Consider the following 13,777-nt stretch of genomic DNA (forward strand, 5'->3'; position numbering starts at 1 on the left):
GTAGTATGATGGATCAAGCAGAAGGACTTAGAAAATTAAGAGAGTTTAGAGAAGCCAGAAATACCGCTCTGAGTGAAAGGCCTAAGAGTACGGTGATTGGAATCGCTTCCGGAAAAGGAGGGGTAGGAAAGTCTACTATCTCTATCAATCTCGCTATTTCTATGGCCAGAGAGGGCAAAAAAGTTCTCGTATTTGACGGGGATTTGGGTCTGGCAAATGTCAATGTGCTACTGGGGATTATTCCAAGATTTAATTTACTGCATGTAATTAAAGGTCATAAAACCCTGCGGGAAGTGATTGTACAAACTACCGAGGGAATCGACATCATTCCCGGTGCAAATGGATATACACAGCTGGCTGATCTGGATTCAACTGAAAGAAATCAATTAATCCGAAAGTTTGGAGAAATTGGTGAGGATTATGATTTCATCATCATCGATACAGGAGCCGGAATTGGAGCCAATGTTATGGGACTTTTGACCTCGGCTAAAGAGCTTTTAGTGATAACCACTCCGGATCCCACTTCCATTACAGATGCTTACGGACTTATCAAATCGGTACTCCTATACGATAGGGATAAGAAAATTCAACTGGTGATAAACCGTGTTCGTAACGATGAAGAAGGGAATAAAGTTGCCTCAAGGCTAATAAATATAACTTCTAAATTTATAGGAGTCAATATAAGTTGTATAGGTATGGTTTATCTTGATGATGAGGTTGAGTTAAGTGCAAGAAAACAAAAACCTTTTATTTCTCTATTTCCGAAGAGCAAGGCTTCAGCCTGTGTAAATGCAATCAAAAATCGTATTTTAGAAATGGATGAGGACGAAGATTCCGAATTCAGGATTGGGGATTTTTTTAAAAAATTCTTTAATTTCCTTGATAGTAAAGATAAGGAATATAAAAAAAAGGTAATATAAAGGTAAGATTCTGCAAATTAAGTTCATCATATTTCTTTCTGTCCTGGCCTTTATCGTGAGTTCTCTCTGTGGTTTTTCTGTTGGAAATCATGCAGGTTATGTTTTGATGGTGGCTCTCCTGGCTGCTATGATTTTTGCCGCTCTCGGATTTTTAATCTATTTTTTTATGCAAAGAAATGTTCCCGAAGTTATCGACTTTTTTGAGGGCACTTCCCATGCGAGGGGAATGGGTGAGGAATCCTTTTCTTCCGAGGATTCAGAACCTGATTATTCCGCACAGTCAGATAAGGGATTTAATCTTGAAGAAGAAACAGGAAAATTTGCTTCCTCGGAAGAATCTACTCCGGAACCTGTAAGACCTAAAAAACCGGATGGTAACTACGGAGACCATATAATCGTTGATAATGTTCCAATTCGAAACGAACCCAAGTTGATGGCAGAAGCGATTCGGACTATGATGGCAAATGATTCCGAATAAAAAAATTGATTGTACAAATTTACCTTTTAAATTTACTATTAAAATATCCTGATAAAACCTGAGTGCAGGACATGAGGATTTTCCTAAAAATTAGGAAGGTCTACAAATTTTTTGATTATTTTTGCTACATAATATAAAAAAAAGACTATCCTTTTTTTTTATATTCAATAAGGTAGATGTGAATTTGTTATCTGCACTCTAAGAGATAAATACAAGAAAATCGGGGTTTCTATAAGAGAGTCAGAGTAAGTATGTCCAAATTATTAGAGAAATATAACCAGATTGATGAAATGTCCCTTTGGAGAGAATACAGGGCAACTAAGAGGGGAGAGATACGTGATTATCTTGTAGAGAAATATTCTCCTCTTGTGAAGCATGTTGCCGGTAGGGTAGCTATTGGAATGCCCCAGAATGTTGAATTTGATGATCTGGTGAGCTATGGAATCTTTGGACTTTTAGATGCGATTGAAAAGTTCGATCCCAACCGTGAAATTAAGTTTAAGACCTATGCCATGACGAGAATACGGGGAAGTATTTTTGATGAACTTCGTTCCGTAGACTGGATTCCTCGTTCTATTCGTCAGAAAGCCAAGCAACTCGAACAAATTATCGGAATGCTGGAGAACAAAGAAGGTCAAACAGTAGATGATGAGGCCATTGCTCGCGAATTAGGGGTCTCCATGAGTGAGTATTCATCCTTACTTACCAAAATTAGCGGCACATCTTTAGTATCCTTAAATGATATCTGGTTTCTGGGTGATGAGAATGATGAAGTTTCTTTTATGGAAACACTGGAATCTCCACAAAACCTGAATCCGGATGTCATTATAGAAAAAGAGGAAATAAAAAATATTATCGTGGAAGCCATCAAGACCCTTCCTGATAAAGAAAAAAAAGTTATCGTACTTTACTACTACGAAGATCTGACTCTAAAAGAGATCGGAGAAGTTTTAGAAGTCACCGAGTCCCGGATTTCTCAACTTCACACTAAAGCCGTGATGAGACTGCGCGGAAAATTAAGCAAAGTAAAGTCAGTAGTTACCAGAAAATAAGGCGAACTTTTAGGTTCGCTTCCTTTCTTTTTTAAAAAACTTTAATCTATAGAGAATGAATGGACAGATACTTTCAGGTATAAGCTAGTTCCATTTATCACTATGAAACAATTCTATCCATTTTTTTTTCGTTTTAAACGAACTAAGCTCTTTGATTATTTTTGTTATGCTGGCCTGGCTTTCTTTTCAGCCCTTTCTTTTGCTCCCTATGGACTCAGTCATTTCGTCTGGTTCGTTCCCTTTTTCCTTTTTGCTGTCGAGGCTAAATACAGAGGGCAATATAAGAAACTTCTTTTTAAGGGGATGGGCTTTTCTCTTTTTTTTACGAGTTTTTCTTTTTACTGGCTTATATACATGTTTGTTGTGTTTGGTGGTTTGCCGGTTTTTATAGCTTTACCTTTATTTTTCCTGTATGCTTCTATAGCTTCTTTCAAATTCCCAGTTTTTTTAATTCTGTATTCTTTTTTAAGAAAAAAAATAGGGCGAAATATTTTTCTTGCCGGTTTTGCTATTTTAATATCTGAATTATTTATTTATCAGCTTTTCCCCTGGCATTTTGGAAACCTGATCGCCGGAAACCTAATATTCGCACAGACTGTTGAAGTTTTCGGAGTCTACGGGCTTTCTTTTTTAGTTTTCATCGTTTCTTTTTATCTATATACTTTTTCTCCCTTTATTTTTCGATTACTTCATAGAAAGAAGACTTGGCTAAATTTCTTTAAACAACATCGATTATTTACTTTTAGTATTCCTCTTATGTTGCTCGGTTTTTTTCTTTTAGGTTCGGGTTTGTTTCTATATTGGGAAAAACAACAACCCACAAAATATGTGGATGTGATGATGATTCAACCTGATGCTCCATTAGAATTTAGAGATGGACGAAGCATTGAAGAAAGTATGGAAATTCTATTTAAACGAATTGAAAAATTGGCGAAAAAAGGGGGGGAAGGAGATACTCATCCCGATTTAATCGTGCTTCCTGAATCAGCTGTTCCTTTTTTTTCTGCGCATAATACGAAAGCTACCAATTCTTTTTTTCCCAGTTATTGGTATCGTTTTGAAGCTCTTATCTTTCTTTTAAACCAGAGATTTAAGGCAAATGTTTATTTCAATGAAATCGATAGCTTTTTTGTAAATGGAAAGGCTGAAGCAAAAAACCATCGTTCTTACAATCATTCAGTTTTGTATGATCCAAACGGGGAACGGAAAAATTCATATGCTAAATCTTATTTACTTGCTTTCGGAGAATACATTCCCCTTGGAGAAACTTTTGAGTTTTTGTATTCTATTATACCGCAGGTCGGACGATTTTTACCCGGCGATAAACAGGAACTCATTTCCTATTACAGACCTTTAACAAAGCGTACCTCTTTTTCTAAGTCACATATTAATTGGATAGAAACAAAACCGATGACTATGTCGTATTTAAAGGATTACTACCGGGATAATAATGTGGAATTAAAAGAAGAAGGAAAATTTCTTCCCCTTATTTGTTATGAGGTAATAATTCCTGAGTTTGTGCGTAAGTTTGCAAAAGCCGGTGCTCCCGATTTTATTGTAAATATCACCAATGATAAGTGGTACGGAAGGACTGTAGAGTCCTATCAGCATATGGATTTGGCCAGACTACGTTCTATTGAATTTCGCAGGTGGATGGTTCGTTCAACAAATTCCGGAACTTCTACATTTGTCGATCATCTTGGAAGAATTGTGGATAATAAGTTTACAGATATCTTATCTTCCGATGTATACAGGCATAAGGTAGGTGTTTTACAGTCCGGTTCTACATTTTATATGCTTTTTGGAAATGCAATATCATACATTTTTCTTTTTGTATTTACAATCTATACACTTATAAAAATATTTAAGAAACAAGATAGATAAGGTGATAACATGAAATTTTTTCTTAGACTAACAGGCTTACTTTTTTTGACTTTTTTTATGGTGTCTGGCCTTTTAGGGGAAGAGCCTAAGGATACCGGGACTAAGCCACCTGCTAAAGAAACCGAAAAGCCCAATGAAAAGGAAGATACAGTTCCCAGTGATTATTCCATTGAATACTTTGCAGTGAGGGATCTTTCAAAAAACTACTACTGGGTTTCCGTTCTCGGTAAAAATCCGAAGAAGATGATCGCAGAATTAAACGGTGAAGGGGATCATGGAAAAGAGGGACATGATGCTAAAAAAGCCATGATTCCCTTCCGTATTCAAATTGGTTCAGTAAAAACAGATGTAATCAGGGGAACCGCTGAATCAGATCCGGACAATCCGGAACTGGTAAATTTTCAGGTTATCGCTTACCATAATATTAAAGAAACCGGAAGAGTAACGGTACAGCTATATAAACTGGATAAGGATTATGAGTCAGTAGTAGCCGAAACTTTCTATGAAGTAGAAACGGGCGATGATGGTCCTGACAAGCAACCTCTCATTGATAAACTGGATCCTAAGGGAGGAGCAGAAGGTGCTACCGTTACAGTTGTGGGGAAAAATTTTGGTGAGGATATTGATGATATAAGTATTGAGTTTGTTGAGAACGAGCCTTATGTCAACGATGATGGTCTGACTTTTGAACGCTTTATTACTGATCTGAAACCTTTCTATCTTTCGAAACCGGAAAAGGGAGTGCAGACTCTGAAGTTTTCTATCCCGGTAGGAAGAAATCTTTTACAGGATCAACCTGATACAAGAGGTAATAAGAAAGTCATTATATTTCGTAACCAGGTAAAAATCAGGGTAATTGTAAAAGGAAGACCTTCTGATTATAATACACTCAGTATTTTACCACCTACCTGGAAGATACGCACCGGTTTTTTAAGTATCGTAGTAATGCTTATTATTCTGGGAATTATTGCCTTTATTATGAAACGCTGGAATTACTATGAAATGATTTTACTGGAAAGCACTACGAATACCTATAGTCTTTCCCGGTTTCAGGCTGCCTCCTGGACCATTGTTTTGATGGGTGCTTATTTTTATCTTGCTATCAGTCACGGACTTTTGCTTCGAAACGGGCAGATACCGGACTTTAATTCTTCCCTTCTTATCTTACTTTCTATCAGTTACGGTGGGCTTTTAACCTCTCATACCCTCGGTAATAAAAAGACCAAGAATGAGAGAAGTGATACACCTCCGGCATTGAGTAACCTTATTATGGAAGGGGGTGTTATCAGTCTTCCGAGGCTACAGATGTTTGGTTTTACTATAGTCTCAATTATCATTTACCTATATACTTTATATACTTCAAATCTATTACTCGGACTTCCTGATATGCCACCTACACTTTTAAGTCTTTTAGGCGTGAGTCAGGGTGGATACCTGGGTGGTAAGGTGATGAGTGATTCGGTGAGAATTAATATCGTAACTCCTCCAAAAGTTGACTTGAGTGAAACGGATATAGCTGTAAATTTAGTGGGAAGTGGTTTTGTGGATGGAACTCAGGTAATGTTTGAGGGTCTTTCTCCGGTGCCTGCTAAATTTGAAAATCCAAATAACATAAGTTTCGTTGTTCCCAAATTTAAGAGAGCCGGGAAAAAGACTCTGGTCTTAATACCTCCTACAGGTTCCACAGTAACCGTGCAGGAGGCCCTGGAAGTGTTTGAAGGTCTGGAAGGAAGTGCTGAAGATTCCAACGATGAAGTTGGAACCTATAGCACAGAGCCTATAGACGATTCCTCACTCGAAGACGAAACTGCGGGCCATAACTTCGATACCGAAGAAAAAGCCTGATTTATTTCTGTTCAGACTCTTTAGCTGCTGCTAAGGAGTCTTTGTTTTTTTTATCTTCTCTCTTTTCTCTTGGCCCCTGTCTCTGGGACCTGTTATGCGATTCTCTTTTTTCACCACCTGTTTTTTCGGATTCCGCAGAATTTCTTGGCTTATTTCCACTTTTCACAACCCTTTTTTTTACAGATTTTTTATGACCTGAGTTATGGGTTTTTGATTTATGGGTTTTTTGCTGATTGCTTCTGGGGGGTTTCTTACGGGAACTCTGTTCTTCCGAAGAAGAGGTTACAGCAGAGGAGATTTCCCAGTAAAGAGCTTTTTGAAGTGCATCTTCATCCGTTTCTGCCATAGCATTGATCTTGAAGAGCATGAAAGCTTCATAGAAAAAGTCTTTATTTCTAAATACTTCTGAATGTGCCTTGTTGCGGTCTTCTGATTTAAAAAATCTTTGCTGACTGGCGAAAACTTTTACAATTTTTTCCCTTTCCCTTCTGGGGTGTTCAAGCTTTAAAAAAATGGGTTCAAGGGTTGTTTTAATCGTTTGAATCATATTTTTTGAGCTATCACCTTTTAGAGCTTCATTTACGATGTCTGAGAATAGGATAGAGTAGAAGATAGTTGAATTTATTTCCTCACGTTCACTGAGCAGGCGGTCTGCAATAGCAAGTCTTTTACCAACAGAAGTCTCCAGGAAATCTTCTCTCCAATTGGTTTGCCTTTTTACGTGTTCTAACGCTTCGGAAAACAGAACATCTAAAAGAAAGTTTTCTGCGAGTCCTTTAAAGATCTCGGAGGCTTTCCATGTTCTGAATATCTTGTTATATTCTTCGAGCATTCTTGAAGTTGAGGCTTTGAGGATCTCAAAGCGATTCTTTTTCAAAGCTTTCTGGGTGGCTTTGTCAATCTCAAGTCCGTGAATTTTAGCAAATTTGACTGCTCGAAGCATTCTTACCGGGTCTTCTTTGAAAGAAATGTCCGGATCCCCAATTACTTTTAGAATTTTTGCCTGTATATCATCGTATCCTCCCACAAAATCTATAATGGATTCATTTCTGAGGTCGAAATAAAGGGAATTAATTGTAAAATCCCTTCTGGCTGCATCTTCTTTAGGGTTTCCGTAGTTGTTGTCCTTCCGTAAAAGGTAATCTTTGTTGCCTTCCGGTTTCTCTAAACGGTGATCCGGTAGAGAACGGAAAGTCGAAACCTCGATAATCTTGTTCTTGAATATAACATGAACAATTTTAAACCTTCGGCCAACGATCCTGCAATTGTTAAAGATATTTTTTAATTGATTAGGAGTCGCACTGGTCACAATATCGAAATCCTTGGGCTTGCGACCGAGAAGTATATCCCGAACGCAACCACCTACTAAGAATGACTTATGACCGAACTTCGAAAGCCGATAGATTATCTTTTGAACGTCTTCGTCGATATGGTTTTTTCGAATTATGTGAGAATCTCTATAGTATCTCTTTCCCTCCGGAAAGAGTAGAATATTATCTACTGTCGGAGTTTTTTTCTTAAAAAGATCTGAGATTATCTTAAACATAGGTATTGCTATGGTGTTTATTTTCTGGAAAAGATCAACAACAAATTGACATATATCATATCTCTTTTTTAATAATCAAAGGTGCGGTATGAGCAGTCTTCAATATAAGTTAAAGCCCCAGGAAAAGCTGATTTTATTCCTGGAACGCAGTAAAAAGGCCATTTCGCGCGTTCAGGAGCTGGGAAAAACGAGGCTCTCTTTATTACTCATCCCTCACAGTCAGGAAAAAATTTATAAAATTGAGCTCTCCATTAATTTACTTTTTTTTCTGGGTTTAACAGCAGCCTTTATTCTTTTAGCCAGTTTTTATTATTCTTTGAAATATATCTCTTTTCCGGAGAATCATAGGGAGCTTTATGAGAGCAGCAGTCGCAATCGTCTCTATTTTATTCATCAGGATATGATGATAGATGAGATGGACGACACGGTAGATATACTCATAAAAAAGACCCGTAGGCTTCATCGTACCATCTGGAAACAGAGTTCCGCTCTGGATTATTTTAGCCTGAATTGGAGGGATTGGATTCCTAATTCGATTTTTTCGGAGAAACAGGAAGAACTTTCTTCCAATATGCAAATTTACAGAAGTACGGTAAAAAAAGTAAGGAAGCTTTCCCAGAGATTGAAACAGTTAAAACCTGGTTTTGAGAATGCCATAGAGTTTTTAGAAACACGGGAAGGAATTTACCAGTCTATGCCTCAGGGTAGGCCTCTTGCTCCCGGTGTGGGATTTATTACTTCTCTTTTTGGCAAGAGAAATGACCCCTTTGGACTGGGAGAAGGAGAGTTTCATAGCGGAATAGACTTTGCTTCATCCTACAGAACTCCAATTTATGCCACCGGTCCCGGTATTATTGCTGAACTCAGGGAGACTCCCGGAGGTCTGGGCCGAAGTGTTAGGATTAATCATGGAAACGGAATTTATACTCTGTATGGCCATTGTTACGAATTTAAAGTAAGGGAAGGTCAGAAAGTAAAAAGGGGACAACTCATAGCTCTAATGGGTGCAACCGGAAAAGCTACCGGTTCCCATGTGCATTATGAAGTGCATATTGGCTCTGAACCTTCTATGGATCCCAGAGAGTTTATCAATTTAGAGTAAAAACTCTAGTAAGTCCTCATTTTTTTCGGGGAGCAGGCGACCCTCCGGAGGGTCGCTTGCTTTTAAAGAGAAACTTCCTAATTTAAGTATCGATAGCAAAGACTCTGGCTGTATTATAATGGATTTTTACGGTATCCTGGAAATTCACAGCATAGCCTCCGGCTGTCACGATGACAACGGGACACTTCATTTCTTCTGCAAAAGCTTTTACTATCCTATCTCTTTCTTGCAGGCCTTTAAAACTTAAACGCAGACTTCCCAGTTTATCTCCTTCAAAGGGATCAGCACCTGCAAGGTAAAAAATCAGGTCGGGTTGAAAATTTTTTAGCTTATGCAGAGCTCTTTTTAATTCGGAAAGATATTCGGTATCTTCGCAGCCATCATACAGAGGAATATCCAGATCGGACTTCTCTTTTACGGGATATAGGTTTTCCTGGTGCATAGAAAATGTAAATACGGTATCATCCTGCTGGAAGATGAAAGAATTTCCATTTCCCTGATGCAAATCCAGATCCAGTATGAGAACCTTCTTACCCGGATTTTCTTTTTGATATACTCTCGTAGCCACCGCCACGTCGTTTAAATAGCAGAAGCCTTCTGCATGGTCAGGGTAGGAATGATGAAAGCCTCCTCCTGTGTTAAATACAAATTTGTATTCCTTTGTCTTTTGCATGGCGAGTATGGTCCCTCCCACTCCGTATTTAAAGTTTTCAATAAGCGTATGGGTCAGGGGAAGTTCGGAGCGTTTGGTTCTGTAGCTGTACTTGAGTTCTTCGAGGTCATCTAATAACTCTTCTGTGTGTACCAGGAGTAAGTTTTCTTTTGTTGCGGGCTCCGGATCAAAAAATGGCACATCGCATAATTCTTCATCCATTGCGAGAAAATCATGAAGGCTTGCAAACTTATGAGCCGGGAACACATGAGCTTCTAAGGCGAGGTTGTACTGGGGCGAATAGATAAACGCGATTCTATCGGAAGCCTTTAAACCCTCGTTTTTTTTTTCAAAGAGATTAAATATTGAGAAGACCATGATAACCCTTCTTCCATTAAACGGTCTTTTTACTCTTTGTAAAGCCTTATTCTGGAATTTGTGTTTCTTTGGGTGCATCGCTATTTTTTAGATAGTATTTTTGATTGCAAAAAGAGACTTTCGGAAATCTAATTTCGCCCTTCCCGTTCAGCCGAACAATAAACCATCCGGCTGGGATAAGGCTTGTAATTCGTTGAAACTAAACACTAATACCTAAACACTAAAGAGGGAGGGCAGTCAACCAGAGCCTGATTTCTCCAAACCAAAGCCTGATTGGTTCTGATGCAAAGCGTGATTTCTCTAAACCAGAGCGTGGTTTGTCCTAAAGTAAAGCGTGCTTTGTCCCAAAGTAAAGCGTGCTTTGTCCCAAAGTAAAGCGTGCTTTGTCCCAAAGTAAAGCGTGCTTTGTCCCAAAGTAAAGCGTGGTTTACTCCAAAGTAAAGCGTGGTTTACTCCAAAGTAAAGCGTGCTTTGTCCCAAAGTAAAGCGTGGTTTACTCCAAAGTAAAGCGTGGTTTACTCCAAAGTAAAGCCTCATTGGTTGGTTTGATGAACATTACTTTCATCATGACGGTACTATAATTTGATTTATTTATAGGATCTAATGAAAATCCTTTTTGGGATAAATACTTAACCACATCGTAATTCTCTTCATCAAAGGCAATGGAAACTGCATTACCATCTTTGTCCTGATGATTGATATCTAATCCGCTTGCAATCATCATATCTAATATTTCAAATTTTTCTTCTATCTCTATCCGACTCCTTCGATCCCAATTTTCGATTGTCTCGACGAGTCCTCCATCGTGCCGATACTTTCTACAATGAAAATCTAAACTCGATACAGTTGCATTCTATTTTTGAATAAGAATTGTATATCTACAGCTATTATGAGGCTCGAGAGTAAATTAGCAATATTTTTTCCTTTTTGGATATTTCTATATCTGCTTACACTATATACAGGATTTTGAACTAAAATATTTCTGATAGCCTGTTTGAAGCCTTTTTATGAACTGGTTTTATGTTAGAAGAAAACCGTTTTGATAAATTAGCAGAAAGCTGGGACGAAAGCCCGATGAGGCGGCTTCTCTCTTCTTCTGCTGCAAAGGCGATCAGGGAAATTGTACCCTTACATCCTGAAATGAAAGCCCTGGACTATGGTTGTGGTACAGGTCTCGTTCTTTTACACCTGCACGGAGATTTGAAAGAGGTCGTGGGTATGGATCTCTCGAAAGGGATGATTGAAGTTCTGCAAAAAAAAGTGAAAGAAGCCGGGATTTTGAATGTCAGGGCTGAAACTCATAATATGGATACGGATCCTCTACCGCTTAATACATTTGACCTGATGTTTTCGAGTATGGCTTTGCATCATATTCATAAGCCTGAAGTTTATTTCCAAAAAGCTTTTCTTAGCCTGAAGTCCGGTGGCTATCTATGCACAGGAGATTTGGAGGAGGAAGATGGTAGCTTTCACCCGGAAGATGCAGATTATCACCATCAGGGTTTTTCCCTGGATTATATTCGGAATATCATGGAAGATGTGGGTTTTAAGGATATTCAGATTCAAATTTCTTGTAAAGTCGAGAAAAATGATAAGATCTATCCTGTATTTATGGCGGTGGGAAAGAAGCCCTGAGTCAGGGCTTCCCTATATTAAGAGCAGCGATGTAGGCACCGGTCCAGGCATTCTGAAAATTAAAGCCACCGGTTATCCCATCAATATTTAAAACTTCCCCGGCAAAGTAAATTCCGGGGATGAGTTTACTTTGCATGGTTTTAAAGTCTACTTCTTTTAAGTGGACTCCTCCGCAGGTAACAAACTCATCTTTGAAAGTACTTTTTCCGCATATTTTGTATTCTGTTTTATAGAGTAGTTCTTGGAGAGTCTGGAACTGCTTTTTGGAAAGATGGGGCCAGGTTGTATCTTTTTCTATACCTGCTTTATCGCAGAGCATTTCCCAGGCCCTCGTTGGGATTTCAGGAGGATTTGTATTTTTCACTTTTTTGTTTCCTTCCCTGATTTTGATTAGAGTAAGTACATTTCGGATTTCTTCGAGATTTTTATCTCCTAACCAGTGGATAAACAATTTGGTATTATATTGTTTATCATGAAAGTAGGGAGCTGCAAAAGAAGAGAGTTTGAGAACCGCCGGACCGCTCAGGCCCTCATGTGTGAAAAGAAGGCTTCCGCTTTGCCTGTATTTCTTTTCTTCCAGGCTCAGGCTTAGTTTGTCAATACTCAGACCCTGAAGAGATTGCAGGGATTCGTCGTGGATATGGAAAGAAAAAAGGGAGGGGATCGGTTCAATAATGCTGTGGCCGAGAGCTGTTAGCCATTTCCAGGAAGTTCTGTCTGAACCTGTTGCGAATAATACCCGGTCATATTTTTTTTGAAAGCCTTCTTCTGATTGCAGGAGAAATGAGTCTCCTTCCCTGAAAATTCCCTGTAACTTCATCTCTGTCAGGAGATTTATCTGTTTCTTTTTTATCTCCTCTAAGAAGCAATTAACAATTGTTTCAGAAGAGTTACTTACAGGAAACATGCGTCCATCTTCTTCCGTGTGAAGTTTTACTCCTCTTTTTGCAAACCATTGGATTGTATTTTCGGGTTGAAAGATATGAAAGGCTGAGCGAAGCTCTTTTTGACCTCTCGGGTAGTTTTTAATTAAGTCCTCTACTTGGAAACAGGAATGCGTTACATTGCATCTGCCTCCTCCGGATATGCGGACTTTACGTAAAACTTTATCTGATTTTTCTAATATATCAACTTCATGTTTCGGAAAGAATTCTTTTATGTTTATAGCAGAAAAAAAGCCGGCAGCACCGGCTCCTAAGATGGCAATTTTCATAGTCTAAATCTTACTTGTTAGAGAGAAATTCTCGGATAGCCTGTAAACTTTCTTCCGGCTTTTCTCCTATCATAGTATGACCGGCGCCGGGAATGGTCTTCGTTTCCGGATTCTTAAAAAACTTACTATGTTTTTCCTGTGTTTCTTTCCCTATAATTGTATTACATTCACTATTCAAAAAGAGAGTTTTTCCATTATAATTTTCTAATCCTTTGGTAAGATCTATCTTGATATTACCTCTGTCATCCATAGCAGCACGAAACATGGTTCGGTTCGCTACAAATCCTCCTCTCCAATAGGGAAGACTGGCTGTTTTTAAATCTTTGTTGCAATAATAGGACTCAATCGGGTTTCCCTCTATATCGGGATTGGATAAGAGAAGCGACATGGCGAAGTCCTGAGGGGCATGATCATCAGGGCCATCTACATGAAGAGATTGGAACATGATTTTTGTTGTGTGTTTCACAACCGACCAGGTAAAAGCAGGAACCATATAATTGGTCTTCTCTAAGAATTCTTTGCCTGTTTCCGGGTTCAAAAAGCCCGGTTCTGCCAGTACGACTTTTTCTACCTTATCGGGAAATTTTGCTATATAAGCAGTAGCTAACATAGCTCCCCAGGAATGTCCTATGAGATAGACTTTTTTTATAGGAGAATAGATCTTTATAATCTCATCGAGGTCTTTTATGTATTCTTCCAGAGTATGAGCTTTAGCATCAAGTCGTTTGGAAAGTCCCGTTCCTCTCTGGTCATAAAAAACCACATAGTATTTATCTGAAAGAGCCTGTAGGGGTAAGAGGTAGCGGTAGTCATTTCCGGGGCCTCCGTGCAGGACGATAAGTGTTTTGTTTTTAGGATTCCCGAAAGCTTCCGCGTGCAAAACTACACCGTTAACGGTAATTTTAGGAAGGTTCGGATCCTGAACTACGGTACTTAATACTTTGTAGTCTCCTGAAAAATATAAGTAAAGGCTTATGAAAATAAGTGTCATCCCCAGGATAACACCCGCAATGGCTATAGCAAAAAGTTTCAGTATACGTTTCATGGAAAATACCCCTTTAAATTCAAGCTT

12 protein-coding genes are annotated in these 13,777 nt (G+C 38.6%); 7 read left to right on the forward strand and 5 right to left on the reverse strand.

The window, feature by feature from the left end; translation table 11 throughout:
* The first annotated feature begins 8 nt into the window (after nucleotides 1-8).
* The 5 genes from H7A25_06635 to H7A25_06655 all read left to right on the forward strand — a co-directional run bounded on the left by H7A25_06635 (nucleotide 9) and on the right by H7A25_06655 (nucleotide 6,179).
* Nucleotides 9-920: a MinD/ParA family protein gene (locus tag H7A25_06635; GenBank protein ID MCP5499562.1), complete on the forward strand. Its 912-nt coding sequence runs from the start codon at nucleotides 9-11 to the stop codon at nucleotides 918-920.
* 55 nt (nucleotides 921-975) lie between these two features.
* A complete protein-coding gene (locus H7A25_06640; protein MCP5499563.1) occupies nucleotides 976-1,398 on the forward strand; it encodes a hypothetical protein in 423 nt (140 codons plus the stop codon).
* Nucleotides 1,399-1,649: 251 nt separating this feature from the next.
* Nucleotides 1,650-2,450 (forward strand): RNA polymerase sigma factor WhiG, encoded by an 801-nt coding sequence (gene whiG, locus H7A25_06645; GenBank protein ID MCP5499564.1) that lies wholly within the window; start codon nucleotides 1,650-1,652, stop codon nucleotides 2,448-2,450.
* Nucleotides 2,451-2,552: 102 nt separating this feature from the next.
* Complete coding sequence (locus H7A25_06650; protein MCP5499565.1) at nucleotides 2,553-4,334, forward strand: apolipoprotein N-acyltransferase; 1,782 nt, start codon at nucleotides 2,553-2,555, stop codon at nucleotides 4,332-4,334.
* Nucleotides 4,335-4,343: 9 nt separating this feature from the next.
* Complete coding sequence (locus H7A25_06655) at nucleotides 4,344-6,179, forward strand: hypothetical protein (GenBank protein ID MCP5499566.1); 1,836 nt, start codon at nucleotides 4,344-4,346, stop codon at nucleotides 6,177-6,179.
* Nucleotide 6,180: 1 nt separating this feature from the next.
* On the opposite strand, the gene pcnB is transcribed toward H7A25_06655, so the two are convergent.
* Entirely contained in the window at nucleotides 6,181-7,725 is a 1,545-nt protein-coding gene (gene pcnB, locus H7A25_06660; GenBank protein MCP5499567.1) for a polynucleotide adenylyltransferase PcnB, read from the reverse strand.
* Nucleotides 7,726-7,813: 88 nt separating this feature from the next.
* Here pcnB and H7A25_06665 point away from each other — a divergent pair, with 88 nt between their 5' ends.
* On the forward strand, nucleotides 7,814-8,827 hold the full coding sequence (locus H7A25_06665) for a M23 family metallopeptidase (GenBank protein MCP5499568.1): 1,014 nt from the start codon (nucleotides 7,814-7,816) through the stop codon (nucleotides 8,825-8,827).
* Nucleotides 8,828-8,909: 82 nt separating this feature from the next.
* Here the strand turns inward: H7A25_06665 and H7A25_06670 are convergent, their stop codons facing one another.
* Together H7A25_06670 and H7A25_06675 are read right to left on the reverse strand one after the other, a co-directional pair.
* Complete coding sequence (locus tag H7A25_06670; GenBank protein ID MCP5499569.1) at nucleotides 8,910-9,857, reverse strand: histone deacetylase; 948 nt, start codon at nucleotides 9,855-9,857, stop codon at nucleotides 8,910-8,912.
* A gap of 493 nt (nucleotides 9,858-10,350) precedes the next feature.
* Nucleotides 10,351-10,581 (reverse strand): hypothetical protein, encoded by a 231-nt coding sequence (locus H7A25_06675; GenBank protein ID MCP5499570.1) that lies wholly within the window; start codon nucleotides 10,579-10,581, stop codon nucleotides 10,351-10,353.
* Nucleotides 10,582-10,877: 296 nt separating this feature from the next.
* Here H7A25_06675 and H7A25_06680 point away from each other — a divergent pair, with 296 nt between their 5' ends.
* Nucleotides 10,878-11,492 carry a class I SAM-dependent methyltransferase gene (locus H7A25_06680; GenBank protein ID MCP5499571.1) on the forward strand — a complete coding sequence of 205 codons (615 nt, stop codon included), beginning with the start codon at nucleotides 10,878-10,880 and terminating at the stop codon, nucleotides 11,490-11,492.
* Between the two features lies 1 nt (nucleotide 11,493).
* Here H7A25_06680 and H7A25_06685 read toward each other — a convergent pair whose 3' ends face one another.
* A complete protein-coding gene (locus H7A25_06685; GenBank protein MCP5499572.1) occupies nucleotides 11,494-12,705 on the reverse strand; it encodes an NAD(P)/FAD-dependent oxidoreductase in 1,212 nt (403 codons plus the stop codon).
* A gap of 10 nt (nucleotides 12,706-12,715) precedes the next feature.
* Nucleotides 12,716-13,750 carry an alpha/beta hydrolase gene (locus tag H7A25_06690; protein ID MCP5499573.1) on the reverse strand — a complete coding sequence of 345 codons (1,035 nt, stop codon included), beginning with the start codon at nucleotides 13,748-13,750 and terminating at the stop codon, nucleotides 12,716-12,718.
* Between the last annotated feature and the right edge of the window lie 27 nt (nucleotides 13,751-13,777).

It is taken from the genome of Leptospiraceae bacterium (genome assembly GCA_024233835.1).
Lineage (GTDB): Bacteria > Spirochaetota > Leptospiria > Leptospirales > Leptospiraceae > JACKPC01.